The following is a 26537-nucleotide window of genomic DNA, read 5'->3' on the forward strand; positions in this document are numbered from 1 at the left end:
GCTAGGTTAATCTTACATATTGATTTTCGTTACAGTCGATTACTTTCTGCTGCTCCTGCCGAAGTCAAGCGCCTGTAACGTTGATCAACGATTCTTTACTATCAACATTTAACTTTAAAAGTTTTATTTTATCGGTTGGCTATTATTCTCCTAAAACGGCATCGATATATAAGTCAGGGTTCATTAAGCCTTCAGCGGCCAATTGGATATAGGCTGAGATTGATTCTCCTCCCAATCCGAGAAAGATCGTTACAGCCGTTAAAAGTGTAATCGGTACAATAATTCCCCTTGTTGTTCCTTTCTCCATGTCTTCACTTAGGTTTGTTTCACCCCAGAAGGCGTTCATGAAGATTTTCATGACAGAATAAAGTACCAACAAGCTTGATATTAATCCAATTGCCCCAAGCCAATATTCTCCGGCTTCAAAGGTGCCCTTTGTAATCAGCAGCTTTCCGAGGAAACCGCTGAACGGCGGAATGCCGGCGAGTGCCAAGGATGCGATAAAGAACATCCAGCCAAGAAAGGGGTGTGTCCGGATCAAACCGCTGATTTCCTTTAAATTAGCGGTGCCGGTGAGATAAATAATGGTCCCCCCAATTAGGAAAATCAACGCTTTTACATTAATGTCATGCACCAGATAAAAAACCGATCCCGTGATACTGCCTGTTGTAAAAGCAGCCAGCCCGGCCATGATTAAGCCAACCGAGATGATTACATTGTAAGTCAGAATCCCTTCTATATCCCATCTGGAGACCGCGCCGATGACTCCGAGCAGCATCGTCGCCGCCCCAAGAATGCCAATCAGCAGGTGGGTAATTTCCGGTTGATGATAAAAGATCAATGTAAACATACGGAAAATGGCATAAATTCCGACCTTGGTGAGTAAAGCTGCAAAGATTGCTGCCACTGCTGTAGGAGGAACGCTATAGGAACCAGGCAGCCAGTAAAACAACAGGAGCCCGGCCTTCAAGCTGAAGACCATGAGCAGTAAAATGGCAACGGTCGTCATCAGTCCGCTTTGGCCTGCTTCTGCTACACGGACAGATAGATGTGCCATATTCAGCGTGCCTGTTACAGCGTATAGGTAGGCAACAGCCACGAGGAAGAAGAAGGATGACATGACATTAATCAAAATATATTTAATCGATTCCCTGAGCTGCTTTTTCTCCCCGCCGAGTGTAATCAGCGCATAGGAGGAGATTAGCATCAATTCAAAGAAAACGAACAGATTGAAGATGTCACCGGTCAAAAAGGATCCGTTTACTCCGCTGATCATGAACAGGAACAATGGATAGAAGAAGTTTTCCTCTCGTAATCTCCCGATTGTGTAGAAGGCATAAAATAAACAGCAGAAGGACACGAATGCCGTTATGATTAACAGGATGACCGCAAACATATCGGCGACAAGGCTGATTCCATAGGGAGCAGCCCATCCCCCTGCCTGCAGAACCTGTATCCCGTCTTCCTTTATTTTTAAAGCCATCATCACAGCAACGGTGAAGGTAGCTAGAATGGCGAATAGGGCAATGAATCTTTGCATATATAATTTTTTTCTGAATATGACCAAGATCAATCCCGCGATAAGCGGAATAATGATTGGCAGAACGACTAGATTATTCATCTTCATTTCCCCTTAATTGATCCATATCATCCGTTTCCAAGACCCGGTAACTACGATAGGCAACCACCAGGAAAAGACCCGTAATAGCAAAGTTAATGACAATTGCGGTCAGGATAAGTGCCTGCGGCAGCCCATCCGTAAAGGAGGTATTTTTCAGACCCAGCAGCGGGGGACCTCCAGTCTTCAACCCTCCCATTGTCAGAATCAGAAGGTTGACGGCATGGCCGATTACGGACGTGCCGAGTATGATTCTTAGCAGGCTTTTAGATAAGACCATGTATGTTCCGATTGCGAAGAAGACTCCTACAAGTATAGACATGACTGTTTCCATTGTTATCGATCCTCGCTTATACTCAGGATGATTGTCACGGCTGAACCAATGACAGCTAAAGCGACACCAGTATCAAAGATGAGCGCGGTGGCTAATTCGGTTTTGCCCAGGATAGGAAGCTCAAAATAACCGAATGTTTGAGAAAGAAAGGGAGCGTCGAACAGAAAGGAACCGGCACCTGTAAGAACAGCAATCAGTACACCAATCGCGGCCACTGTTTTAAAGTCTACAGGAATCAGTTTATTGACGGTTTCCGTTCCAAGTGTCAAATACATAAGTACAAGAGCACTAGATATTCCTAAGCCCCCAATGAATCCTCCTCCAGGATTGTGGTGCCCAGAGAAGAATAAATCAATGGAAAAGGTGAGGATGATCAGAACAGCGACTTTTGTGACAGCCGATAATAAAATATCATTAGGCTTCATTTTCTATCCCTCCCTGTAACATTGACCTTAATTAATGTAAATACAGCCAATCCAGCAATACAGAGGACGGCCACTTCGACCATCGTATCAAGCCCCCTGAAGTCGACCAACGTCGCGTTCACAATGTTTTTCGCCCCAGCAAGCGCATAGGAATCCTCAAAGTATCCAGAAATGGTGTCGAACAAACGAGTTCCATTGGCGGAAAGGGCCAAAAGGGTGACGGTCAAACCGACTCCGACTGAAATCAGCATATTCGTTATTTTGAAGCGGACTTTGCTGATTTCCTTGCGAAGCTCTGGCAAATGATAGAAGCATAGCAGGAATAAAGCGACCGTTACCGTTTCCACAACCAATTGTGTCAGCGCTAAATCCGGCGCCTGAAAAATAACGAATAGAATGGACACAAGATACCCCAGGGCTCCAACAGCGATAATGGATGTCAGCCTGTGCTGGGAAAAGAGCGCGATTAAAGCGGCTATGACCATGCCAATGACCATCATGGCCTCATAAATACTCACCGGTGAATCTTTGGACATATCAAAGGCAAAGCCATTGAACAGCCATAGGGAACCGCCAACGATAAAGATGAAGAATGAAAAAATATAAGCGAGGTAATCGCGTGTATAGCCAGTCATGTACTTCTTCGTTATCTTGGCGGATAGTGATTCCATCAACTGCAGTGACTCGTTGTATAGGCTGTTAAATGTTAGACCTTGCGGGTACCAGCTGAATATCTTGATCCATTTCGGGAGCAGTTTGTATAGCAAGAAGCCGAATAGTACGACTCCAATCGTCATCCATAACTCAATGTTAAAACCATGCCATGCAGAAATCTCTTTGCCCAATCCACCTGCTGCCGCATAGTCCGGCAGGATGGCTATGAATGCAGGGTCCAAAATGTATTTGGCCAATACGTTAGGGAAAAAGAAGATTAGCACGACGAACATCGCCAATAAAGCTGGCGGGATCAGCATGCCGATAGGCGGTTCATGCGTGGCTTTTGACAGCATTTCCGGTTTGTGTTCTCCCGCGAACGTCTTAAAGACCATGATCATACAGTAGACGAACGTCAGGACACTTGCTGCCCAAGCGACAACCGGGAAGATTACGCCGAATGTTCCCATCCCGAAAATATCCATCCCTGATGCATTCACCACACCGGTAAAGAACATTTCTTTACTCAAAAATCCATTGAATGGAGGTAAACCTGCCATTGAGAAACTGCCAATCATCGTAATCGTAAAGGAAATCGGCATGAGGCTCATTAACCCGCCCAATCTTTGCAGATTCCGGGTGCCTGTCTCATGGTCAATGATTCCGACCACCATGAACAAACTTCCTTTGAAGGTGGAATGATTAACTAAATGGAAGACAGCGGCCATAATGGCTATCGCATATACCTTCGATTCATCGCCGTAGCCAAAATAAATGGCAGCAGATCCGAGTCCGAGAAGACTCATGATCAAGCCGAGCTGACTGATGGTCGAATAAGCGAGCAGAGCCTTCAAATCCCTCTGCCGCACCGCATTCCAGGATCCGTATAATAAGGTCACGATACCAATTAAGGATACGGTCCAGAACCAAACGGCCTGACCGCCGAACACGGGTGTCAACCTCGCAACTAAATAGATACCGGCTTTAACCATTGTTGCTGAATGCAGATAAGCACTGATGGGTGTCGGTGCTTCCATCGCATCAGGCAGCCAGAAACTAAATGGGAACTGAGCTGATTTCGTGAAAGCTCCCAATAAGATTAAGATCATCGCAGGCAAAAACAGGGTATGCTCAGGTAAAGAGCCAGCTTTGGAAATCATTTCACGGATGCTGTACGTATCCGTGATGAGGGAAAGGAGCAAAAGCCCGGCCAGCATAGATAAACCGCCGGAAATAGTAATCAGCATGGACTTTTGTGCCCCGTCTCTCGATTTTCTCCGCTGGTACCAATAGGCAATTAACAGGAAAGAAGAAATGCTCGTCAGCTCCCAGAACACGTACAGAACGATAACATTGTCCGAGAAAACGACTCCTAGCATGGCTCCCATAAACAACATGAGATAGACATAAAAGTTATGAAGCTCCTCACGCTGCCTGGACAGGTAGAAAATTGAATACAGAATGACGAGCGAGCCGATACCTGTGATCAGCAAACCGAATAGAAGGGATAATCCATCGACATAGGTCGTGAAATTAAGCCCAAACGCTGGCAGCCACTTCATTTCGCTGGTTAATGTGTTGCCAGATGTAGTAATTGGGATATACTGTAATAAGAAGATGAGGATAATAGCTGGAAGAAAAAGAACAAACCAGCCGATATGAAGCTTTTTGTTGAATAAACGATGGAGGAAAGGTATTAGAACCGCAAAGATAAACGGTAATAAAATCATCCAATTAATCATGTCCTCCCGCTCCCTTCATCATAGAGTAATGGTACAGATATACAAAAAGCGGCAATTATTTCGTTGAACCTTGTTATATTTGAAATATTGCAACTCTTTTATGTAATAATAATTGACTGAAAAACCTGCATGGGCTATATTCGTTATAGTCTAATGACCTACCATCTATTTAGAGGTGAACTTTTAATGAAAAAATGCAAAAGCCGAATGGACGAAAGCATCCTTGTATGTGTCTATTACGGCCCCAACGGTGATCGCTTAATTCAGCGCGGCAGTAAAATTGCCAATATGCTGGATTGTCCTCTGTACATCTTGACAGTGGACCCAAGTCCTTTTGATGAACTAGACGCTGAGAAATCCGAAAGTATCGAGAGATGGCGTCAGCTCGCCGAGGAATTGGAAGCTGAGGAATTTATTTTGAAAGATAATGAGAAACGGCCATTCGCAAAAGTGATAGCGGATGTTGCGCGTGAAAAACAAATTTCACAGATCATCCTTGGTCAAACAGCGCAAAGCCGCTGGGAACAGATTGCTAAAGGTTCGATTATAAATACTTTGCTGCGAGACATTCCATTTGTTGACCTTCATATTGTATCCGTCGCCCGGGCATTAAAGGATGACCCAGACGGCCTTTATGAAAAAGGTGTGCGCGCCTACCTCGAAAAAGAAGGCGATCAGTATCGGATAAGCTTCGAGCATACAAAAGAAAGTGAATTTGAAGGGATTTTCTTCAAAGAAATCGGCACTGATTTCAACACCGGTATCTTTAAATTCATGAAAAACAACCAAACGCTGCAAGTGACTGTGACTGATGACTATGTCAAAGAAAGCTTATGATGGAGACCTCCACAAATTTATGTGGGGGTTTTTTCTTTCTTCTTAAGAATGAAGCATCTTTTCTAGCCTTATAGATTTACATCCACTTTAACCGGCAGCTTTTCGTTTTTGTCGATTCCTAAATACCGTAATGTTTCACCAGGACTATGGTGATGATAAATATTCATGAGAATCGATATGGCAATCCCTTTCCGATAGGCGTGATAACCAAATGTCTTCCGCAGCGTATGGGTTCCAATCTTCCCGGGTATACCCGCTTCCTTCGCCGCACAGTTAATGATCCGGTATGCCTGCTGTCTGGAAATTGGCTGCTGATTTTTCTTCGATTTAAATAAGTAATCATCTGGAGAGAAATCAAAGGTATCTAAATAATGCTTTGCGGCATCCCTCACATTTTGGTTAAGGTAAAAAGCCCTTTCCTCTGAAGTCTTTGCGTCCTTAATATAAAGGAACTCCTTGAATTTCCCATCTTCCCAAATATCACCCACCCGTAACGAGAGCAGCTCGCTGACACGGAGACCGGTATTTATTCCAAAAACAAATAACAGCAAATCACGCAAGGACTGTTTTTTAAGAATTCTTTTTATGGCAGCAATCTTGCGGATATCCTTTATGGGATCAACGTATTCCAAGGATGTACCTCCTAACTATAATGTTACTTAATTATGATGTTATCAAAAATTAAGTAACATTACAAATATAGTGACTTGTCGTATTTTTTAATTTTAATATATCAATTTAGCTGCTTTATTCAGGTAAGGAGATTCGGATTTACATGCTTGTCGCGGGCTGGGCCTCGCACATCGTTTATCATGAGCGAGCAATTAATTTTGCCATATACAAAAAAGCCCCTTAAGAGGCAGGCGTAAATCTGTCTCTTAAGGGGCAACCAGAGAAAGCGGCTTTATACTTCAATTCCTCTTTCCTTAAACTCAAGTACAGTAAGAATGAACATGGCATGGGACCAGGTGAGCGGAAGAACCCAGGCAGGACGTCCAGTTACCTTATCAATCTGTTCAGCTAGCAAGCCAAGTTCGGTCGCATGGTCCACGACCCAATTATAAAGCTTCTTCGCCTCAAGCTGCTGATTGATTCGTGCATAATAAATGGCCAGCCATAAAGTTGCGATAATCCAAGGGTCGCCACTTATATAAATGTCTCCAGGGAATCGTTCAATTCCTCCGATAATCTTGGAGCGGCAAAGCCTGTCAATTGTTGCGGCTGTCTGCTTCATTTTCGGATCATCGGCCTCAATCATATTGAAGGGAACCTGAAGGCCAAGTAAGCAGATATCGATTACATCATCACGGATTTGCCGGTACACTGGATATCCCTTGCGATCATATTCCATCGCAACATCCTTGCCCTGTGCTTTTTTATTCTGATAAGCTGGCTCATCTAGGCGCAGATGGAAGGCGCGAAAGAAGGAGCCGCTCGTCGCATTATAGCCGATTTGCAGGATTGTTTTCTTCATGGCCTCGGCTGTCTTAACATAAAGCTGTGCTTTATCGGCAAAGCCTTGCTTAGTAGCAAATTCAGCTGCGCCCATCAGCCCGCCATAAACTGCAGCCGCAGAATAGAAATGCTCAGCCTCCCGTTTCTCCCAGATATCCATGCTTGGGAGCGGAAGGTGAGTGACAGGATCAATGAATCTAGTTAAGAAATCCGCGCCCTTTTCAACGGTCGGCCACATTTCCTCGATAAAGGAATCATCCTTTGTAAGAGAATAGAATTGGTGCATCCCCCAAAGGATGGATCCAGTTTCATCAATTTGCAGCCCCCAGGACGGTGCCAAATAGCCATCTAAATAATGGCGGTGCTCCCAAGAGCCGTTGTCCTCCTGTAAGGAGCAGGCAAAGCGGAAAAAGTGGCGCACGCGCTCATGGTAGCCGGCTCTGGCATAGGCTGTTGCCGTATAGGCAGCATCTCTTCCCCAGCAATAAGCATAGCCGCCAGAGTAGGCATACTCCTCATCCACCTCTGGAGCCGCAATGAATCCCCCGTTCCTATTATTCATGAGATGGAACATTAAGAGGGAACGCTCATACAAATGTTTGCCTCGTTCATCTTTAAACTCAACTAGATTTGCTTCCTTCAAGTACTGATGCCAATACTCGACCGTTTGATTGTACAGCTCATCAAAGGTAGAGTGCTTCGCTTGTCTTAAATTCTTTAAGGCTTCTTTGCCTCCCATGCCGGCTGCGATGTAAAGCGTGATGGAATGCTCCCCGTTAGCCGGGATATGAATGGGACCGTATTCAATTCCGGTAGAAGAGCGATTAGCAATGCGTTTTCCAGGGAGATAACCATCATTGGTTTCCTTAAAGGTAGCTCCGCACTGATATTTCTTCACAGGCGTGTCTGAACCAATCGCGAATCCATATTCGCGGTGGTAGTGGACAAAGCTGTCGGTCGTCTCATCAAACATAACCGTTTGATAACGGCGTTTCTCATCAATCATGAAATCGCTATAGACAACAAAATCAAGATTTTGCGGATAATCAGAGATATTTCGGAATGTGAAGTGGCGGATGTACACATCCTGATCGGGGACAACAAAGTCAAGCTGCCTGATACTCAAGCCAACTTCTCCGAGGGTTGAAACCGTTTCTAATATATTAGTGCCGCTAATGTAGGCCTGCTGATGCTTCCATACATTATCGTGCAGAAAAAATGTCTTAATGGATCCTTCTATTCCACGGATGCCTGTGTAAAACAAATTTAAATGCTGAGGAAAGTCAATATTCGGCCATGTGATACGTTGAGCCTGCCCGTCCTTTGTTAATGAGACGAGCATACTTGAATTTCCGATAATCGCTTCCGTAATATACGGCTTCTTTTCCATACTTATCCCCCTCTATGTTGAAACACACAGTACATCAGTTTATCGTTACAAAGATTACCATGTCAACTAATAAACAGATTAATTAGAAAAGTGAGTTAATGAGTTACCAATCCTCTTTAAGTATGAAAATCATATAAAGATGATAGGTGAAATGCGAGAATGCGCTGCCGATTATAATACCCGTTTGGATGGCAGATAAACGTGCTGGACAGAAATGGATAGAAAAAGAGGGTGAGAGCTTCTATATTGAAAGGAACTATTAAGGATCATGTTAACAGTAGAATACCGCCAGTTAACGTTTCAGGCGGTTGACTCCTTCAGGACTAGCGACAGGGGTGAGCCCGCAGATGCATAGAGCACTTGAGGATGCTCCCTGCAACAAAAATCAACATTTTTTAAATGAGCAGAGCCGTTTAAGAAGAAGCTGCGTTTAAATTCATTGATAAGCTTTTGGACAAAGGGGTAAGTAAGTATGATAATTTTATTATATTAATATAACTTAAAGGGGTGTAATTTCATGAAGAAGCCAAAGAGAAATCTACTTATTTTCATTATAAAGAGTATTTTACTAGCTGCTTTTTTATTCTCAGGATATATTCTTTGTGACTATCTGATTGAGCTGTATCAGCTGAAAAACACACAAGGCGCAATGGCCGATATTTATGATCAATCGGTGGCAAAGGAGAGCGATACTGGAGAACAGGAATTTACACTCGAACGCCTTCAAGAAATAAATGAGGACATTGTCGGCTGGATATCCATTGAAGGAACCTCGATTCATTATCCTGTTGCGCAGGCAGATGATAATGAATATTACTTAACACATTCCGTTTATAAGGAGGAATCCTCTGCTGGAACCATCTTTATGGATTATCGGAATTGTCCTGCGCCATTAGGGAGCCATACGGTGCTTTATGGTCATAATATGAGGAATGGAACCATGTTCCGTGATTTGACTTCCTATAAGAAGGAAGCTTTTTGCAAGGAGAATCCGTATGTGACGTACAGCAATAAGGACGGTATCAGTAAATGGGAAGTATTCTCGGCTTATGTGACAGGTGCGGATGATAATTATATAGAAACGGATTTTCGTTCAGAGGGTGAATTTGGACAATTCCTCGAAAGGATTTCCGCGAAATCTCTCTATCATACAGGCTGCCAGGTGGAGCGGACAGATAAAGTAATAACTCTATCAACCTGCAGCTATGAGTTTGATGATGCAAGAATGGTTGTGCATGCGAAATTGATTGAGTAGAAATGTAATTTATTTGTAGGTGTGGGAAAACATTGTATAATAGAAGGAGTGATTGTGCACGAACGAAAGGAGTGCTTTGATGAAGATATTAGCAGCCTTGCTGGCACCCGGTCTATTGGTTGTGCTGTTTTCAAGGGTTACATACAGCTATGTTGTTGGGTTGCTGTTGACGGTAGCCTTGATTGCCGCATCAGCTTATCGGGGGTTTACATCTTCCTGGCCTCTGATTATTGTAGATGCGTTCTCACTTACCGCTGGTTTCTGGTATTCAAAACGGATGATTGAACGGAATCGTGCCGCTAAAAGTGCGTGAATAATCGTAAGAGTCTTTCCTTCTGGAAGACTCTTTTCTTGCATTATTGGGCATAAATGAAGAATGATGGATACGCTGTTATATAAATACGAATGCTTGTTCGCTTTTTGGTGGTTTCTAAATAGGCTATTGTGGTAAACTATTCATACTAATAGATTGTTGTGGCGGACGCAGCCTCGCCAAGTTCAATGAAGGGGGCATATGGAGTGAAGAGAGAATTTGAGCTGGTTTCCAAGTATTCACCAGAGGGAGATCAACCGGAGGCAATCAAGAAACTTGTCAAGGGCATTAATGACGGAGTGAAGCATCAAACCCTCCTTGGTGCAACGGGAACCGGGAAGACATTTACGGTCTCCAATGTCATTAAAGAGGTTAATAAACCGACATTAATTATTGCCCATAATAAGACACTCGCTGGACAGTTATACAGCGAGTTTAAGGAGTTTTTCCCGAATAATGCTGTCGAATATTTTGTCAGCTACTATGATTATTATCAGCCAGAGGCCTATGTCCCGCAGACAGATACCTTCATTGAGAAGGATGCGAGCATTAATGATGAGATTGATAAGCTGCGCCACTCGGCGACCTCGGCTCTTTTTGAACGGAATGATGTCATCATCATTGCCAGTGTTTCCTGCATCTATGGACTCGGTTCTCCGGAGGAATACAAGGAGATGGTCGTCTCCATAAGAAGCGGCATGGAGCTTGAACGGAATCAGCTGCTGCGCAGGCTGGTTGATATCCAATATGAACGAAATGATTTGAACTTCCACCGTGGAACATTCCGGGTAAGGGGAGATGTGGTAGAAATTTTCCCAGCCTCCAAGGATGAACACTGCATACGCATTGAATTCTTCGGTGATGAAATCGAACGGATTCGCGAGGTGGATGCCCTTACCGGAGAGATTCTTGGCGAACGTGAGCATGTCGCTATATTCCCGGCATCCCACTTCGTTACACGTGAGGAGAAGATGCGCATCGCTATTGAAAATATTGAGAAGGAACTCGAGGAGCAGCTTGCCCATTTCCGTGAGGAAGGGAAGCTTCTTGAGGCTCAGCGGCTGGAACAGAGAACAAGGTATGACCTGGAGATGATGCGTGAAATGGGCTTTTGCTCCGGTATTGAGAACTACTCGCGTCATTTGACCCTGCGTCCTGCAGGCTCGACACCATATACCTTGCTCGATTACTTCCCGGACGATTTCCTGATGGTCATTGATGAATCCCATGTGACAATTCCGCAGATTAGAGGGATGTTCAATGGGGACCGGGCCAGAAAAGAAGTACTTGTGAACCATGGTTTCCGTCTGCCTTCTGCTATGGATAACCGCCCTCTGCATTTCAAGGAATTTGAAGAGCATATCAATCAGATCGTTTATGTATCTGCTACCCCTGGACCATATGAGGAGGAGCATTCACCTGGCGTGATTGAACAGATTATCCGTCCAACTGGTCTTCTGGACCCAAATGTTGATGTCCGTCCGATTGAAGGACAGATTGATGATCTGCTTGGTGAGATTAATGACCGCATTGCGAAGAATGAACGGGTGCTTGTGACGACTTTGACGAAGAAGATGTCTGAGGACTTGACGGATTATTTGAAGGAGCTGGGCGTGAAGGTTCAGTACCTTCATTCAGAGATTAAAACACTCGAACGGATTGAGATTATCCGCGACCTCCGTCTTGGTAAGTATGATGTGCTTATCGGCATCAATCTGCTCAGGGAGGGACTTGATATACCGGAAGTCTCCCTTGTCGCTATATTGGATGCGGATAAGGAAGGGTTCCTGCGTTCTGAGCGTTCGCTTATCCAAACGATTGGGCGGGCGGCGCGTAATGCGAATGGTCATGTCATCATGTATGCGGACCGGATGACGAATTCCATGGAGATTGCCATCTCAGAGACGAAGCGGAGAAGGGCGATTCAGGAAGCCTATAATATTGAGCATGGCATTACACCGAAGACAATCCAGAAGGATATTCGGGATGTTATACGTGCCACGCAGGCAGCAGAAGCAGGGGAAGAGGAGCGTACGGCTAGACAATATGAGAACCTGTCTAAGAAAGATCGCCAGCAGGTTATCGCCCGTATGGAGAAAGAGATGAAGGATGCAGCCCGCGCCCTGGACTTTGAGCGTGCGGCTGAGCTTAGGGACTTGATATTAGAGCTGAAAGTGGAAGGATGAACAAAGGATGGCATTAGATAAAATCATTGTTAAAGGAGCAAGGGAGAATAATCTGAAGGATATCGATGTGACGATTCCGCGTGACCAATTGGTTGTTTTGACAGGACTCTCCGGCTCCGGTAAATCATCGCTCGCCTTTGATACGATTTATGCGGAAGGTCAGCGGCGCTATGTGGAGTCTTTGTCCGCTTATGCGCGGCAATTCCTTGGTCAAATGGATAAACCGGATGTGGACAGCATTGAAGGGCTGTCCCCTTCTATCTCCATTGACCAGAAAACGACGAGCCGCAACCCTCGTTCAACGGTGGCGACTGTAACGGAAATTTATGATTATATGAGGCTTTTGTATGCCCGGGTCGGAAAACCAATCTGTCCGAAGCATGGAATTGAAATTACCTCCCAAACCATTGAGCAGATGGTGGACCGAATATTAGAGTATCCGGAGCGGACGAAAATTCAGGTGCTTGCTCCTGCGGTGACAGGCAGAAAAGGGACTCATGCCAAGCTTCTTGAGGATATTAAGAAGCAAGGGTATGTAAGGGTCCGCATAGATAATGAAATGTATGATTTGGACGATAATATTGAGCTTAATAAGAATAAAACCCACTCTATCGAAGTGGTCATTGACCGGATAGTCGTGAAGGAGGGCATAGCATCACGACTATCTGATTCCCTTGAGTCAGCGCTTGCCATCGGACATGGGAAAGTCATGATTGATGTCATCGGCCAAGAGGAGCTTCTCTTCAGCGAACATCATTCCTGTCCATATTGCGGTTTCTCCATTGGTGAGCTGGAGCCGCGTATTTTCTCCTTTAATAGTCCATTCGGTGCTTGCCCGACCTGCGATGGACTTGGATATAAGCTGAAGGTTGACCGAGATGCGGTCATTCCAGATCCGGAATTGACGCTGCGCCAGCATGCGATTGCTCCTTGGCAGCCAACGAGCTCACAATATTATCTGAAGTTGCTTGAGTGTATTGCTGACCATTATGGCATTGATATGGATGTGCCGGTTTCTCAGCTTAGAGAGGATCAATTAGATAAGATTCTGTATGGTTCAGACGGAGAGAAAATTCATTTCCGCTATGAGAATGATTTCGGCCAAATTCGTGAGAATGATGTGGAGTTTGAAGGGGTGCTGAATAATGTGGAGCGCCGCTATAGGGAAACGACTTCAGATTATATCCGTGACCAGATGGAGAAATATATGGCCGAGCAGAAATGCCCGACGTGTAAAGGATACCGCTTGAAGAAAGAAAGCATGGCTGTTCTGGTAGACGGACGTCATATCGGCCAGGTGACTGAGCTTTCCATTCAGGATGCTTATAAATTCTTCGATGGCTTAAAGCTGTCAGATAAGGATATGAGCATCGGCCGATCTATTTTCCGAGAAATCAAAGAGCGGCTTGGGTTCCTCAATAATGTGGGGCTTGAATATTTAACACTGAGCAGGGCAGCCGGCACGCTTTCCGGCGGGGAAGCCCAGCGAATCCGCCTGGCTACTCAGATCGGATCCCGCTTGACGGGTGTTCTTTATATTCTGGACGAACCGTCTATCGGGCTTCATCAGCGTGACAATGATCGATTGATTGAGGCGCTGCGCAGCATGCGGGATATCGGGAACACGCTTATCGTTGTCGAGCATGATGAGGATACGATGCTTGCAGCTGATTACTTAATTGATGTTGGTCCTGGTGCCGGCTCACATGGCGGGCAAATTGTTGCTGCAGGTACCCCGGAGGAGGTCATGAAGAATCCGAATTCCTTAACCGGGCAATATCTATCAGGAGAGAAGTTCATTCCGCTTCCGCATGAACGCAGGCAAGGAAATGGGCAGAAGATTGAGATACGCGGAGCACGCGAGAATAATCTTCGCAATATCAATGTCTCCTTCCCGCTTGGAACATTTGTCGCGGTAACCGGTGTATCAGGCTCAGGTAAAAGTACGCTTGTGAATGGAATTCTTCATAAGGCATTGGCGCATAAGCTGCACCGAGCCAAGGCGAAGCCAGGCCTTCATAAGGAGATAAGAGGGATTGAGGCGCTTGAGAAGGTTATTGATATCGACCAATCTCCAATCGGCCGGACACCGCGCTCTAACCCGGCTACCTATACAGGGGTGTTTGATGATATTCGTGATGTATTTGCCTCCACGAATGAGGCGAAGGTGCGAGGCTATCAAAAGGGCCGCTTCAGCTTTAATGTAAAGGGCGGACGTTGTGAGGCCTGCCGCGGGGACGGTATTATCAAAATAGAGATGCATTTCCTGCCGGATGTTTATGTACCTTGTGAGGTTTGTCATGGCAAACGGTACAACCGTGAAACATTAGAGGTCACCTATAAAGGGAAGAGTATTTCTGATATCCTGGATATGACGGTCGATGAGGCCCTTCAATTCTTTGAAAACCTTCCGAAGATCAAGCGGAAGATTCAAACCATCCATGATGTGGGACTCGGATATATTAAGCTCGGGCAGCCGGCTACAACCTTATCTGGGGGAGAAGCCCAGCGGGTGAAATTAGCAAGTGAGCTTCATAGGCGCTCAAACGGCCGTTCGCTCTATATTCTGGATGAGCCGACGACAGGGCTGCATGTGGAGGATATTTCCCATCTGCTGAAAGTATTGCAGAGACTCGTTGATAATGGGGATACTGTGCTGGTTATTGAGCATAACTTGGATGTCATCAAGGCAGCTGATTACTTGATTGACCTTGGTCCTGAGGGCGGCGAAAAGGGCGGAACCATTCTTGCATCCGGCACGCCTGAGCATATTGCAGAGACTCCAGAATCCTATACGGGTCAATATTTGAAGCCTATTCTTGAACGCGACCGCAAGCGGATGGAGGAAAGGCTGACGCAGAAGGCAGGTCAGTAACCAGACTTTGTTGGCCGGCTAATGGTCACCATGCACCATGATAAGAATACGGATGATTGCGTAAAGGAAAGGCGCGGGTATCAATTATGGGACGAATCGTCAGGTGATTGCTGCCCGTGCCTCTCTTTTCCTTGAAAATAGGCATTTGTGGAAACCTTTCTTGTTGTTAATCGTACATGTTAGAAGGAACAGTTTACGCATACACATAACGTCATAAATTTTTGCATAGGTTTAAACCATGTTATAAGGGAGATGACTGATATGAATGATGAAAAAAAACGAATTCTGGAAATGGTGAAGGAAGGCCTTTTAAATGCGGATGAGGCATTGCTTCTGCTCGAACAATTAGACAAGAAAGAAAAGCTCATCCAAGAAGAAAGCCAGCAAGAATCGAGAGAGCTTGCAACGACTGCGCAGCCTGAAGGTGAGAAGAGACAAGAGCAGCAAACGAAGAAGTCTGTCTCAACGATGGACCGTATCTTGGGCGTTGTAGATGATGTCGTGAAGAAAATTAAAGATATCGATTTTGACTGGAATTTCGGATCCAGCATAGAGATTGACCACTTATACCACCAGGAAGCAAAGCCTTTCCAAATCATTGATATTGATGTAGCTAATGGAGAGGTGTCTATCATTCCGTGGGATCAGAATGTGGTGGATATTGAATGCAAGGCGAAGGTATATCGAGCTGAAACAACAACAGAAGCGAGGGAGAAGCTTCAAAACCAAATCGTGAATAAGATTGAGAATGGCAAGCTGAAGTTCATGCTTCAAGACCGTGCCATTAAATTAAAAGCGGTTATTAAGGTGCCGAACAGTCAATATCAGGAGCTTCGGGTCCGCTTGTTCAACGGAAGCATCAATGGAGAAAATCTTAAGGTTGATGAGATTAAGACGAAGACAGCGAACGGAACCATCTCCTTCCGTGACTTCCATACACGTGAGGCTGAATTTGAGACGGTTAACGGTTCTATTAAGCTGAATTCCTTTGATGCAGGTGAGCTGGAAATCGATACGATGAATGGATCTATTCAGGTGGATGGCGCATTCCGCACTGCCGATGTTCAAACCATTAATGGGAGTATTCAGTGCAAGCAAACAGGCCAATACGGAGAAACCCTTCGTGCTAAGGCGCAGGCAGGAAGCATTAATTTGCAAATCCCGCAAGGCATTAGCTGTGACGGTGAGTTAAAGTCGAATCTTGGCAGTTTCAATCTTGACTTGAAGGGTATTCAAGTTATTGAAGAGAAGAATGACATTGTTCAAAAGATGCTTCGCTTCCAATCAACGGTGGAAGAACAGCATTCCATGCATGTGTTTGCCGAATCCAAGGCAGGAAGCATTAAAGTAAAGCATACGCTTTAAAAAGTTATGCGTATGATTTAAAGGAGTTGTGAGAACAACTATATGAAGAAGAAGCTTATGAGAACCAATTACTCCGATAAGGTTTTATTGGGAGTATTAGGCGGGATTAGCCGGTATTTCGGCATTAAGCCGATTATTCTGCGTGTACTATTCGTTATCGGTTTAATTCCGACCAGTTTTCTGTTAATCATCCCTTATACAATACTTAGTTACATTATGCCGAGGGAGCGCATGGAGGAGGATCGCAAATGAAATGGGTTTTGAAAATACTCGTCAATGCAGCGGTTTTCGTTTTATTGATGCAAGTATTTGAAGGTGTGCATGTTTCCGGATTTGGAACAGCGATTATCGCGGCAATCGTCTTGTCCATTTGTAATGTCATTGTCAAACCGATTGTTACCGTCTTGACGCTGCCAATTACGATTGTGACATTAGGCATTTTCTTGCTCTTTATCAATACGATTGTGCTCAGCATTGTTGATGCCATGATGGGCAGTGCTTTTCAAATCGATGGATTTTGGTTGACCTTCCTTGTTTCGGTGATTTTATCCTTCGTGAATACCATCATGGAAAGCGTGACGGATTAAGAAAGAAAGGCCTGAAGCGGGCAAACTGCTTCAGGCCTTTCTTATTGAACGATAAAGGTGTCATATCCGAGCCTTTGGAGCTCTGAGGCAAGCTGTTCTGCTCGATGCTTACTGGAGAAGGCTCCGACCTGCACCTTGTACAGCTTCTGCTTCTGAGTGGCAGCTTGTCTATTCTTCGTGAGACCATAATGGGACACAATTGACTGGGCGATTGACTGGGCGCATTGCGTTCGATAATCCTCCTTCTTGAGCAGCCTGCTTTCAATCTTATGTGTCATGAAACCACATTCGACCAGAACAGCTGTCATTCGCGTTTCCCGAAGTACGTGGAAATTGGCTGTCTTTACTCCTCGATTTTTGCGTCCGGTAGCGGTAATGAGCTTCTCTTGGATCTCTGCGGCTAGGATTTGGGCATCCCTTGGCTTGGATGAGTGTATAAAGGTCTCTATTCCCTCAGCCTCGTGCCAGCCGCCGTTTCCTGCTGCATTAGCATGGATGGATAGGAAGCAATCAGCACCAAGCTCATTGGCTTTTGCTGTCCGTACTTCTAACGGGACATCCTGCTCATCATTATGCGTGAACAGCACCTCTAGATTCGTATAACCTGAAAGAAAATCACGTACATAGAGAGCAACTGCCCGATTAAATTCATATTCCTTCATCCCATCCGGCGTCCGCTTGCCTAGAGTGGAATAACCATGTCCTGCATCAAGAACAATCTTCAAGCTTATAACCCCCTCTTTCTTTTATCCTTACTATATGAGACAAGCCTACAAACGGGACCATAAAAAAGAAAAAAGACAAACCTGAAAAGCTTGGCAGGTTTGTCTAGTGGGTTGTCTTATTTACATAAGGAATAAGCGTCTTTATCAACGATAAGGGTTACATGCGGATGGGATTGAAGGATGCTCGCAGGCAGCTCTTCTGTCATCTCTCCATGAATCATGCCATGGATTGCTTCTGCTTTTGCTTTGCCGGAGGCTAGAAGCAGAATTTCCTTGCTCTTCATGATTGTGCCGATTCCCATGGTGATGGCTTGCGTTGGCACCTCATCAATGGATTCGAAGAAACGGGCATTTGCTTGGCGCGTGCTTTCCTTTAAATCAATGATATGTGTGTCTCCTGTGAAAGGAGTCCCTGGTTCATTAAAGCCGATATGTCCGTTAGATCCAATTCCGAGTATTTGAAGGTCAACTTGTCCAAGTGACTCAATAATTTCCTCGTATCGTTTGCATTCCTTTGCATGATCCTCTGTATCTCCGCTTGGGATGTGTGTATGCTCCTTCGGAATCTCAAGATATTTGAAAAGATGCTCATACATAAAGGTGAAATAACTGTTTTTATCCTCTTGTGGAAGCCCGATGTATTCATCCAGATTGACTGTATGGATATCCTTGTAGCTTGTCCCATTTTGCTGATGGTCTTCGATTAATTCCTTGTATAGCCCAACCGGTGTACTGCCCGTAGCTAACCCGAGAACGGCATTCGGTTTTTCTTGAACCTTCTTAATGAGAATTTCAGCGGCTTTCTTGCTCATTTCATCATAATTTTCTACTACGATAATCTTCATGTTGATTTGTGACATTACTTTGATTCTCCTCTATAGGCAATTTTTCCTCGGCAAATGGTTGCGCGTACCTGGCAGTCTTCATCGAGAATGACGATATCTGCTTCTTTCCCAGCAGCAATGCTGCCCTTCTTGTCATATATATTCAATTGCTTGGCAGGATTGACGGCGGCCATTTGAACGGCATCTCTTAATGAGCAGCCGGTGAATTCCATCATGTTCTTTAAGGCATCATTCATTTTAAGGATGCTTCCTGCAAGGGCTCCGTCAGCCAATCGTGCTTCCTTGCCTTTAACGAACACATCTTGTCCGCCAAGATCATAAGTGCCGTCTGAAAGTCCTTTGGCACGCATCGCATCCGTAATAAGGATGGTTCGGTCCACTCCTTTCAGCTTAAGTGCAAGGTTCACCATTTCAGGGGATACATGGATTCCATCGACGATTATTTCTGCATAAATATCTTCATTCATGAGAGAAGCTCCTGCTGCACCGATATCGCGATGATGCAGGCCGGTCATCTGATTGAATAGATGAGTAGCTTGGCTTAGCCCCTCGGACGCTGCCTCCATTGCCTGCTCATAGGTTGCACCTGTGTGGCCGATGGATGGGATGATATCTGCTGCAGTCAATAGTTCAACCAATTCTTTGCCGCCTGGCTCCTCTGGGGCGAGTGTAACTTGTTTAATGGTGTGTCCGGAGATCTCGGACCATTTCTTGAACAATTCGGGGTCAGGGTTAATGATATATTGAACTGGTTGGGCACCAGCCTTTGAAGGATTGACGAAGGGACCTTCTAAATGAACGCCGATGACGTCGGCTTTTCCAGAAATGTTCTCAGACTTGCTGTATTGTTGAACTGTTTGCAAAGCCTGTTCGATATTTTCAGGAGATTGAGTCATAGTCGTGGCTAAAAAGGATGTCGTACCTTCTTTAGGGAGGGTATTCGCCATGCAGTTGAGGGCATCCGTCGTACCATCCATGACATCGCTTCCACCAGCACCATGAATATGCATATCAATAAACCCGGGAACCACGACTTCGTTTTGCGCAATCGTTAATACCTCATCGGCTTGTTCGGGAGCTTGGTGTGCTGGCCCTATCTCTTTTATGATTTCACCATCAATTAGTATATATCCGTCTTGCAGGATGGAATCTTCAAGATAGATAGTGGCATTCTTGATTAGTATGGTCATTCTCTCAGCTCTCCTTATATGAATATTTCTATCCTTATCCTACCGTATCCTACGCCAGAAAAACAGAATTAAATCTCTGTTAGTGTATGGTTTAATAGGAAATAATGATAAAATGGAAACACGATTTCCGAATAATGTTCAGGGAGGGAATTTTTTTGCCCAAAGTAAAAACAGTAGATCTCATTGATGAGTTTAATCTTGAACTGATCAGTGGCGAAGAAGGCATCAATAGACCAATTACAGTAAGTGATTTATCAAGGCCTGGACTTGAAATCGCCGGATATTTTGATTATTACCCGGCTGACCGTATTCAAATCCTCGGTATGACTGAATTGACATTTTTCTCCAGACTCACTCCTGAAGAGCGTTTAAGCCGGATGGAGAGTCTATGCAGTGATATTACACCATGTATTATTGTCACGAGAGGCATTGATATTCCAGAAGAACTAATTCTCGCATCAGAGAAGGTATCCGTCCCAGTTCTTCGCAGTACGACGAAAACAACACGCTTCTCAAGCCGCTTAACGAATTTCCTTGAAAGTAAATTAGCACCGACAACTGCTGTCCATGGAGTGCTTGTTGATATTTATGGCGTTGGCGTTATGATAACAGGAAAAAGCGGTGTAGGTAAAAGTGAAACAGCCCTTGAGCTTGTAAAGAGGGGGCATCGTCTCGTTGCCGATGACTGTGTTGAAATCCGGCAGGAGGACGATGATACCTTAGTCGGCACATCACCTGAATTAATTGAGCATTTGCTTGAAATCAGGGGAGTGGGCATCATCAATGTGATGACCTTATTTGGTGCAGGGGCCGTTCGCAGCCATAAAAAGATTTCACTTGTTATCAATCTTGAGCTTTGGGACCAGCAAAAGAATTATGATAGGCTAGGTCTTGAGGAAGAAAAAGTGCGCATAATCGATACAAATATTACGCGCATGAATATCCCAGTCCGCCCAGGCCGGAATATCGCGGTCATTATTGAGGTGGCTGCTATGAATTTCCGTCTGAAGCGAATGGGTGTGAACACGGCTCAGCAATTCACAGAAAAGCTGAACGAAGCCATTGAACATGATAAACATGAATAAAGAGGTGGACAAACAAAATGGGGACGATTGGGACAATTGATCGGGTAGCGATTCAGATTGGATCTGTATCGATTTACTGGTATGGAGTCATTATTGGTCTTGGTGTCTTTCTCGGGTTGTGGCTTGCGATGCGGGAATCCGAACGCCGCGGACTTGATAAAGATGTTTTTATTGATTTGCTGATTTATGCGGTACCAATATCCATTATCAGTGCAAGGATTTATTATGTCATTTTTGAATGGTCTTATTATAAGGATCACTTAGGCGATATCGTGAAGATATGGAATGGCGGGATTGCCATTCATGGGGCTCTTATTGGAGCTGTCATCACGACAATTGTGTTTGCTAAGATGAAGAATTTATCCTTCTGGAAGCTCGCTGATATTGCTGCTCCATCTATTATTCTTGGACAGGCAATTGGGCGCTGGGGTAATTTCATCAACCAAGAGGCATATGGTAATGAAGTGAGCCGCAGTTTCCTGGAGAATTTATTCCTTCCAGATTTTATCATTAATCAAATGTACATAAATGGAGCCTATCATCATCCAACCTTCCTGTATGAATCTGTGTGGAATATTGTTGGGTTTGCCATTCTGATTGGATTGCGCAGGGTGAATCTCCGCCAAGGCGAGCTCTTCCTGACCTATGTCATTTGGTATTCCATCGGAAGGTTCTTCGTTGAAGGCTTACGTACGGATAGTTTGATGCTGTTTGATACATTGCGCATGGCACAGCTGTTATCCCTGGTGCTTATTTTCACTGGCATCATTTTAATCATTGTTAGACGAAAGCTTGGCCATTCACAGAAGAAATATCTCGATATGTAAGCGATAAGGGGAAAAGGGGGAGGAGTGTTTTTGACGAAAAGTACATGGGTTAAAGGGCTGCAGTCTGGTCTAAAGACAACTTGGATGCTTGGGAAGGTTATCTTCCCGATTACGTTATTTGTCTCTATTTTGCAGTATACGCCTGTCTTGCCGTGGCTGATTGATTTAATCAGCCCGGTGATGGGCTTGATTGGTCTGCCAGGTGATGCGGCTATTCCGCTTGTTCTTGGGAACTTTTTGAACCTGTATGCCGGAATCGGCGGCATTCTGGCCCTTGACTCATTGACGGTGAAGGAAGTGTTCATCATCGCAGTGATGCTGTCCTTTTGTCATAACCTCATTATAGAAACGAGTGTTGCCTTAAAGGTTGGTGTTAAACTGTGGGTAGTCTTGGCGACTAGGATTGGTCTTGCCCTCATCTCTGCAGTTGTCATCAACCTTGTTTGGCAAGGGGGCAGCGAAGTCATCCAATATGGCGGAGCGGTCGGCGGTGAAGAGACCATCACCGGTATTGGGGCCATTCTATGGAACGGGCTGGCAGCGGCAACAACAGGCACACTGAAGCTTGCGTTAATCATTATCCCGCTCATGCTGGTGATTCAAATTATGAAGGATTTGAATTGGCTGAAGCTCTTCTCGACCTGGATGAAGCCGGTGACGAAAATGCTTGGCATGAAGGAAAATACATCGATGACACTTGTTGCAGGTCTTGTCATTGGCCTGGCGTACGGGGCAGGTGTCATGCTTGAGGCAGTCCGTGAAGACGGTGTCAGCAGGAAGGATATCACCATCGCCTTTATCTTCCTAGTGGCCTGCCATGCCGTTGTAGAGGATACGGTGATTTTTATCCCGCTCGGAGTTCCGGTCATTCCGCTCCTCATCATCAGGCTTGTAACGGCGATCCTGTTAGCCATGATCATTTCACGAATTTGGGCAAGAGTGGATGCAAAGAAAGGAAAGGTAAACCCTAGTGGACAAGAAAATCACAACCCTATTATTTGATTTAGATGGAACATTAATTGATACAAACGAATTGATCATTGCTTCATTTCTTCATACATTAGAGCATTATTATCCAAATCAATATACTCGTGAGGACGTGTATGAATTCATCGGTCCTTCTCTTCGCGAAACATTTAGCAGATTAGACCTTGAGCGTGCTGAGGAAATGATTGAGCATTACCGCGCGCACAATCATCTCCATCATGATTCGCTTGTCCGAGAGTATGAGGGTGTATTTGATACCATTCAAGAACTAAAGGAACGTAATTATAAAGTCGGCATCGTCACCACGAAGATGCGTAAAGCCGTAGAGCCAGGCTTGGTAAAGGGAAGGCTTGACCAATTCTTTGATGTGATTGTTACTTATGATGATGTCAAGAACACGAAGCCGGACCCAGAGCCGATTGAACTCGCTTTGAAATTGATTGGTTCATCTGCAGAGGAAACGATTATGGTTGGCGACAACAGCCATGACATCCTTGCAGGCAAAAATGCCGGCACGAAAACGGCTGGTGTGGCTTGGACGATTAAAGGAAGAGATTATCTCGAGCAATATGGCCCGGACTATATTCTTGATAATATGCGTGATCTCTTGGCGATTGTGGAAGCATGAGAAGAACAAGGCGCTATCCGTTGAAGGGTGAAGGCAACTCGTTATGGCATATTTATAAGACGGTTTCCTTCTGGAAGGTATTCCGTAATGTCCTTGTGCTTATGATTGCACGCTACACGCCATTTATGCGCCTGAAGAACTGGCTGTACCGTTCCTTTACGGGTATGAAGATTGGCGATCAAACATCCATTGCCTTCATGGTGATGCCGGATATTATGTATCCGGAAATGATTAAGATTGGACGCAACTCGATTATTGGCTACAATTCAACGATTCTCGCTCATGAATATTTGATTAAAGAATACCGGCTTGGAGAGGTTGTGATTGGTGATGAGGTCATGATTGGCGCTAACACAACGATTCTTCCCGGCGTGACGATTGGTGACGGCGCCATCGTCTCAGCCGGAACACTCGTCCATCGTGATGTTCCAGCCGGCGCCTTCGTTGGCGGCAACCCGATGAAGATGATTTATACAGCTGAAGAAATGAAGAAACGACAGGGAGAGGCAGATCCTTTTTAGGGGTTTGTCTCTTTTTGTTTTATACTAAAAGGGAGGAATCCATCCTTTATCTAGAGGTGAACAGACAAATGAAAAACAATATATTGATTATAGAGGACGAGCCCCAGCTCGCCAGGCTTTTACAGCTTGAGCTCCAGTTTGAGGAGTTTGATACGGCTATCGCTCATACAGGGAGGGAAGGCTTGGAAGCCTTTCAGAGAGGGAACTTTGACCTTGTCCTGCTGGATATTATGCTGCCGGAAATGAACGGCCTCGAGGTGCTGAAACATATCCGGGCTAAATCCTTGGTGCCTGTTATTCTATTAACAGCCAAGAGTGATGTGAAGGATAAGGTGGAAGGACTCAATCTCGGTGCAAATGATTATGTCACAAAACCATTTGAATTTGAAGAATTGCTCGCCCGGATTCGCGTTAACTTGCGCTATCATTCCGCAGCAGCTGCCGTAGCGCCTGTGATCAATGAGTACCGCTATGGCTCTATTCATGTCAATATTGACAGCCATACGGTCACACAGGATGGCAAGGTGGTTGAGCTGACGCCGAGAGAATTTGATTTGCTCGTCCACTTTATGAGGAATACGAATATCGTTCAATCGCGAGAACAGATTCTCGATGCCGTTTGGGGATTTGATTATTACGGAGATACGAATGTAGTGGATGTGTATGTCCGCTATCTTCGTCAAAAATTAGGCAATTCGGTCATTCGGACGGTCAGAAGCGTCGGGTATGTGATGAAGGAGGAATAGGGATGAAATTACAAACAAGAATCAATCTATTATCCACTGTCCTCACACTCTTTATTTTCATAATCAGCTTCACTGGTATTTACTATTTGTACAAATACCTGGCCTATGACACGGAATACCACCGGCTGCAGATGGAGGGGGATGAAATACTAGCAGCCATCAGTGAGCTCGACGGTACGGCGAATATTGATACCCTCCTCCGTTCCTACATTCCGCAGAACGGGATGATTTATATTACGGATGAGGATAACCAGGCCCTTTTGCGCCTTCAGGCAACATCCACTGCAGATAAGATGGATTATGCACTAAAGGAAGGGGAGAAGTATACCGTTTCAGAGTGGGAGGGCGAGCTTGTAATGGCCATTCGCTATCCGATGATCTGGCCAGATCAGTCAGTGGTGAATGTACATCTCGTCCAGCCCCTGCAAGAGGTGTCTGCGAATATGACCATTTTGAAATGGATCTTAATCCTCATCACCCTGCTTGCAATCATTCCCATCTATTTGGCAAGTCAGCTGCTCGTACGGCTGATTGTCCTCCCGATTCAAAGACTGACCAGTACGATGAGGCGGAATATCTCTGATTCCAGATATGACAAGCTGGAGCTCCCGGACAATAAGAAGGGAGAAATTGCTGAGATGACCTATACGTATAATTCGCTTATGGATAAGCTAGAGGACAGCTATAATAAGCAGCAGCAATTCGTCGGAAATGCCTCTCATGAATTGAAAACACCGCTCACAATCATTGAATCCTACGCAAAGCTACTGCAGCGCAGAGGATTTAAGAATGAAGATATTAACCGTGAGGCATTGGAGGCGATTACCTCGCAAACGGGGCAAATGAAGGTGATGATAGAGCAGATGCTAGAACTCGCAAAGGCCAATGAAACGCTGCAGCTGAAATGGGAGTCTGTTACTACAACTGCGCTCCTGACGGAAATTATCGACAGCTTTCAAAAGGCTTATAAGCGGGAGGTTACCCTTCACGGCGAGGAATTCTCCTTCTCGACAGATGTATCCAAGCTAAGGCAGATGATGTTCATCCTCCTTGATAACGCCCGTAAATACAGCGAAGGGAAAATCGATGTCTTCGTTGAAAAGGGCAATGACATCACCATTCAAGTCAGGGATTATGGGCCTGGGATTAAGGAAGAGGATATCCCCCATATTTTTGACCGATTCTACCGCGTGAATAAAGACCGTAATCGCCAAACAGGCGGAACGGGGCTTGGACTGGCTATTGCGAAGGATTTCGCCGGGCTTCTTGGCGGGACGATAACGGTGGAAAGTGTGCTTGGGGAAGGAACGTCCTTTATCATTACCCTGCCAAAGGAGGTAGAAAAGCATGACTAAGAAACGCCTTTGGATCTTGCCTATTTTTCTCCTTATCTGCATTATCCTCTTTGCAGGGTATGCTTATAATCAAATCATCACGAAGACGACCTTTGGAGAAGCAGAAATCAAAAATCGAGTCTCCTCTCTTTATAATGGAGAAGTCCAATCGATGACGAAAAAGAATGATCAATACAAGGTCATCTTCACGAAAAATGACGATGTCTATCAGGTCATCGTCGATGAGATAAACGGTACCTTCGCTGATTTGAAGGTAGTTAAAAAGGGAACTAAGCAAGAGGAACAATCGGAAACAAACGAGGAGGTACCGACAGAGGAAAAGCCTGCTGAACCAGCAGAGATCAAGCGGCTCACAGAGAATCAAGTCAGAGATATCGCGCAATCTAAGTTTAACGGTGAGATAGATGAGATTGAATTTGTCTCAACGGATGACGGCGGTTATTACAATGTCGATATGGAAAATGACGAGGATGAGGCAACCCTGCAAATCCATGCGCTCACTGGGGAAATCATCACCATCACGTATGATGACTGATCTCCTCATGTCATTCTAATCTTTCTTCTCCTTTCTCATGAAACTCTAATCTTTTTC

At 45.0% G+C, this 26537-nt stretch carries 25 protein-coding genes; 16 read left to right on the plus strand and 9 right to left on the minus strand.

The features are described 5' to 3' along the window. Positions 1 to 142 precede the first annotated feature (142 nt). Genes AC622_RS01535 through AC622_RS01550 form a run of 4 tightly spaced genes read right to left on the minus strand, consistent with a single transcriptional unit; the run spans position 143 to position 4773 of the window. Positions 143 to 1621, minus strand: coding sequence for a Na+/H+ antiporter subunit D (locus tag AC622_RS01535; RefSeq protein ID WP_049669466.1), 1479 nt, complete (start codon positions 1619 to 1621; stop codon positions 143 to 145). After that, the gene (locus AC622_RS01540) at positions 1614 to 1952 is read right to left on the minus strand and encodes a Na(+)/H(+) antiporter subunit C (RefSeq protein WP_049669467.1); all 339 of its coding nucleotides are present in this window, start codon (positions 1950 to 1952) and stop codon (positions 1614 to 1616) included. The genes AC622_RS01535 and AC622_RS01540 overlap by 8 nt, the downstream gene beginning before the upstream one ends. A gap of 2 nt (positions 1953 to 1954) precedes the next feature. Beyond that, positions 1955 to 2377, minus strand: coding sequence for a Na(+)/H(+) antiporter subunit B (locus tag AC622_RS01545; RefSeq protein WP_049669468.1), 423 nt, complete (start codon positions 2375 to 2377; stop codon positions 1955 to 1957). Continuing rightward, a complete protein-coding gene (locus tag AC622_RS01550) occupies positions 2374 to 4773 on the minus strand; it encodes a Na+/H+ antiporter subunit A (RefSeq protein ID WP_156185533.1) in 2400 nt (799 codons plus the stop codon). The genes AC622_RS01545 and AC622_RS01550 overlap by 4 nt, the downstream gene beginning before the upstream one ends. A 186-nt stretch (positions 4774 to 4959) precedes the next feature. On the opposite strand from AC622_RS01550, the gene AC622_RS01555 reads away from it, so the two are divergent. Next, the gene (locus tag AC622_RS01555) at positions 4960 to 5610 is read left to right on the plus strand and encodes a universal stress protein (protein ID WP_049669469.1); all 651 of its coding nucleotides are present in this window, start codon (positions 4960 to 4962) and stop codon (positions 5608 to 5610) included. Positions 5611 to 5678: 68 nt separating this feature from the next. Here AC622_RS01555 and AC622_RS01560 read toward each other — a convergent pair whose 3' ends face one another. Both AC622_RS01560 and AC622_RS01565 read right to left on the minus strand, forming a co-directional pair. Continuing rightward, positions 5679 to 6242 (minus strand): site-specific integrase, encoded by a 564-nt coding sequence (locus AC622_RS01560; protein WP_049669470.1) that lies wholly within the window; start codon positions 6240 to 6242, stop codon positions 5679 to 5681. A 272-nt stretch (positions 6243 to 6514) separates the two neighbouring features. Continuing rightward, positions 6515 to 8455 carry a glycoside hydrolase family 15 protein gene (locus AC622_RS01565; protein ID WP_049669471.1) on the minus strand — a complete coding sequence of 647 codons (1941 nt, stop codon included), beginning with the start codon at positions 8453 to 8455 and terminating at the stop codon, positions 6515 to 6517. 517 nt (positions 8456 to 8972) lie between these two features. Here AC622_RS01565 and srtB point away from each other — a divergent pair. From srtB to AC622_RS01600, 7 genes are all read left to right on the plus strand, one after another. Beyond that, complete coding sequence (gene srtB / locus AC622_RS01570; protein ID WP_049669472.1) at positions 8973 to 9710, plus strand: class B sortase; 738 nt, start codon at positions 8973 to 8975, stop codon at positions 9708 to 9710. 79 nt (positions 9711 to 9789) lie between these two features. Then, positions 9790 to 10023, plus strand: coding sequence for a CsbA family protein (locus tag AC622_RS01575; protein WP_049669473.1), 234 nt, complete (start codon positions 9790 to 9792; stop codon positions 10021 to 10023). 206 nt (positions 10024 to 10229) lie between these two features. Further along, positions 10230 to 12209, plus strand: a complete 1980-nt coding sequence (gene uvrB, locus AC622_RS01580) for an excinuclease ABC subunit UvrB (RefSeq protein ID WP_049669474.1) — start codon at positions 10230 to 10232, stop codon at positions 12207 to 12209. Positions 12210 to 12216: 7 nt separating this feature from the next. Continuing rightward, a complete protein-coding gene (gene uvrA / locus AC622_RS01585) occupies positions 12217 to 15084 on the plus strand; it encodes an excinuclease ABC subunit UvrA (protein ID WP_049669475.1) in 2868 nt (955 codons plus the stop codon). A gap of 261 nt (positions 15085 to 15345) precedes the next feature. Beyond that, positions 15346 to 16449, plus strand: a complete 1104-nt coding sequence (locus tag AC622_RS01590; RefSeq protein ID WP_049669476.1) for a DUF4097 family beta strand repeat-containing protein — start codon at positions 15346 to 15348, stop codon at positions 16447 to 16449. Positions 16450 to 16491: 42 nt separating this feature from the next. Beyond that, positions 16492 to 16701, plus strand: a complete 210-nt coding sequence (locus AC622_RS01595; RefSeq protein WP_049669477.1) for a PspC domain-containing protein — start codon at positions 16492 to 16494, stop codon at positions 16699 to 16701. Further along, entirely contained in the window at positions 16698 to 17036 is a 339-nt protein-coding gene (locus tag AC622_RS01600) for a phage holin family protein (RefSeq protein WP_049669478.1), read from the plus strand. The genes AC622_RS01595 and AC622_RS01600 overlap by 4 nt, the downstream gene beginning before the upstream one ends. A gap of 41 nt (positions 17037 to 17077) precedes the next feature. Here the strand turns inward: AC622_RS01600 and AC622_RS01605 are convergent, their stop codons facing one another. From AC622_RS01605 to nagA, 3 genes are all read right to left on the minus strand, one after another. Beyond that, on the minus strand, positions 17078 to 17761 hold the full coding sequence (locus tag AC622_RS01605; protein ID WP_049669479.1) for an N-acetylmuramoyl-L-alanine amidase: 684 nt from the start codon (positions 17759 to 17761) through the stop codon (positions 17078 to 17080). A 116-nt stretch (positions 17762 to 17877) separates the two neighbouring features. Beyond that, on the minus strand, positions 17878 to 18606 hold the full coding sequence (gene nagB / locus AC622_RS01610) for a glucosamine-6-phosphate deaminase (RefSeq protein ID WP_049672729.1): 729 nt from the start codon (positions 18604 to 18606) through the stop codon (positions 17878 to 17880). A 14-nt stretch (positions 18607 to 18620) separates the two neighbouring features. Then, complete coding sequence (gene nagA / locus AC622_RS01615; protein WP_049669480.1) at positions 18621 to 19796, minus strand: N-acetylglucosamine-6-phosphate deacetylase; 1176 nt, start codon at positions 19794 to 19796, stop codon at positions 18621 to 18623. 155 nt (positions 19797 to 19951) lie between these two features. On the opposite strand from nagA, the gene hprK reads away from it, so the two are divergent. The 8 genes from hprK (at position 19952) to AC622_RS01655 (ending at position 26480) form a co-directional block, all read left to right on the plus strand. Next, complete coding sequence (gene hprK, locus AC622_RS01620) at positions 19952 to 20881, plus strand: HPr(Ser) kinase/phosphatase (RefSeq protein ID WP_049669481.1); 930 nt, start codon at positions 19952 to 19954, stop codon at positions 20879 to 20881. Positions 20882 to 20898: 17 nt separating this feature from the next. Next, the gene (lgt, locus tag AC622_RS01625; RefSeq protein WP_049669482.1) at positions 20899 to 21708 is read left to right on the plus strand and encodes a prolipoprotein diacylglyceryl transferase; all 810 of its coding nucleotides are present in this window, start codon (positions 20899 to 20901) and stop codon (positions 21706 to 21708) included. 84 nt (positions 21709 to 21792) lie between these two features. Next, positions 21793 to 22710 (plus strand): nucleoside recognition domain-containing protein, encoded by a 918-nt coding sequence (locus AC622_RS01630; RefSeq protein ID WP_049672730.1) that lies wholly within the window; start codon positions 21793 to 21795, stop codon positions 22708 to 22710. Beyond that, positions 22679 to 23323 (plus strand): pyrophosphatase PpaX, encoded by a 645-nt coding sequence (gene ppaX / locus AC622_RS01635; protein WP_049669483.1) that lies wholly within the window; start codon positions 22679 to 22681, stop codon positions 23321 to 23323. Before AC622_RS01630 ends, ppaX begins: the two co-directional genes overlap by 32 nt. Next, on the plus strand, positions 23320 to 23844 hold the full coding sequence (locus AC622_RS01640) for an acyltransferase (protein ID WP_049669484.1): 525 nt from the start codon (positions 23320 to 23322) through the stop codon (positions 23842 to 23844). Before ppaX ends, AC622_RS01640 begins: the two co-directional genes overlap by 4 nt. Positions 23845 to 23912: 68 nt before the next feature. Then, positions 23913 to 24590, plus strand: coding sequence for a response regulator transcription factor (locus AC622_RS01645; protein WP_049672731.1), 678 nt, complete (start codon positions 23913 to 23915; stop codon positions 24588 to 24590). Positions 24591 to 24592: 2 nt separating this feature from the next. Then, positions 24593 to 25945: a sensor histidine kinase gene (locus AC622_RS01650; RefSeq protein WP_049669485.1), complete on the plus strand. Its 1353-nt coding sequence runs from the start codon at positions 24593 to 24595 to the stop codon at positions 25943 to 25945. Continuing rightward, complete coding sequence (locus AC622_RS01655) at positions 25938 to 26480, plus strand: PepSY domain-containing protein (RefSeq protein WP_049669486.1); 543 nt, start codon at positions 25938 to 25940, stop codon at positions 26478 to 26480. Before AC622_RS01650 ends, AC622_RS01655 begins: the two co-directional genes overlap by 8 nt. The last annotated feature ends 57 nt before the right edge of the window (positions 26481 to 26537 follow it).

The sequence above is a fragment of the Bacillus sp. FJAT-27916 genome (genome assembly GCF_001183965.1).
GTDB lineage: Bacteria > Bacillota > Bacilli > Bacillales > Pradoshiaceae > Pradoshia.

Excerpts from the sequence above, each read along its gene's own strand:
- AC622_RS01545 (WP_049669468.1), bottom strand. The coding sequence starts at position 2,377 with ATGAAGCCTAATGATATTTTATTATCGGCTGTCACAAAAGTCGCTGTT.
- nagB (WP_049672729.1), bottom strand. The coding sequence starts at position 18,606 with ATGAAGATTATCGTAGTAGAAAATTATGATGAAATGAGCAAGAAAGCC.
- AC622_RS01650 (WP_049669485.1), top strand. The coding sequence starts at position 24,593 with ATGAAATTACAAACAAGAATCAATCTATTATCCACTGTCCTCACACTC.
- srtB (WP_049669472.1), top strand. The coding sequence starts at position 8,973 with ATGAAGAAGCCAAAGAGAAATCTACTTATTTTCATTATAAAGAGTATT.
- lgt (WP_049669482.1), top strand. The coding sequence starts at position 20,899 with ATGGGGACGATTGGGACAATTGATCGGGTAGCGATTCAGATTGGATCT.
- AC622_RS01565 (WP_049669471.1), bottom strand. The coding sequence starts at position 8,455 with ATGGAAAAGAAGCCGTATATTACGGAAGCGATTATCGGAAATTCAAGT.
- AC622_RS01630 (WP_049672730.1), top strand. The coding sequence starts at position 21,793 with ATGCTTGGGAAGGTTATCTTCCCGATTACGTTATTTGTCTCTATTTTG.
- AC622_RS01550 (WP_156185533.1), bottom strand. The coding sequence starts at position 4,773 with ATGATTAATTGGATGATTTTATTACCGTTTATCTTTGCGGTTCTAATA.
- AC622_RS01575 (WP_049669473.1), top strand. The coding sequence starts at position 9,790 with ATGAAGATATTAGCAGCCTTGCTGGCACCCGGTCTATTGGTTGTGCTG.
- uvrA (WP_049669475.1), top strand. The coding sequence starts at position 12,217 with ATGGCATTAGATAAAATCATTGTTAAAGGAGCAAGGGAGAATAATCTG.
- AC622_RS01655 (WP_049669486.1), top strand. The coding sequence starts at position 25,938 with ATGACTAAGAAACGCCTTTGGATCTTGCCTATTTTTCTCCTTATCTGC.
- AC622_RS01645 (WP_049672731.1), top strand. The coding sequence starts at position 23,913 with ATGAAAAACAATATATTGATTATAGAGGACGAGCCCCAGCTCGCCAGG.
- nagA (WP_049669480.1), bottom strand. The coding sequence starts at position 19,796 with ATGACCATACTAATCAAGAATGCCACTATCTATCTTGAAGATTCCATC.
- AC622_RS01535 (WP_049669466.1), bottom strand. The coding sequence starts at position 1,621 with ATGAATAATCTAGTCGTTCTGCCAATCATTATTCCGCTTATCGCGGGA.
- AC622_RS01600 (WP_049669478.1), top strand. The coding sequence starts at position 16,698 with ATGAAATGGGTTTTGAAAATACTCGTCAATGCAGCGGTTTTCGTTTTA.
- AC622_RS01540 (WP_049669467.1), bottom strand. The coding sequence starts at position 1,952 with ATGGAAACAGTCATGTCTATACTTGTAGGAGTCTTCTTCGCAATCGGA.
- AC622_RS01595 (WP_049669477.1), top strand. The coding sequence starts at position 16,492 with ATGAAGAAGAAGCTTATGAGAACCAATTACTCCGATAAGGTTTTATTG.
- AC622_RS01590 (WP_049669476.1), top strand. The coding sequence starts at position 15,346 with ATGAATGATGAAAAAAAACGAATTCTGGAAATGGTGAAGGAAGGCCTT.
- AC622_RS01555 (WP_049669469.1), top strand. The coding sequence starts at position 4,960 with ATGAAAAAATGCAAAAGCCGAATGGACGAAAGCATCCTTGTATGTGTC.
- AC622_RS01640 (WP_049669484.1), top strand. The coding sequence starts at position 23,320 with ATGAGAAGAACAAGGCGCTATCCGTTGAAGGGTGAAGGCAACTCGTTA.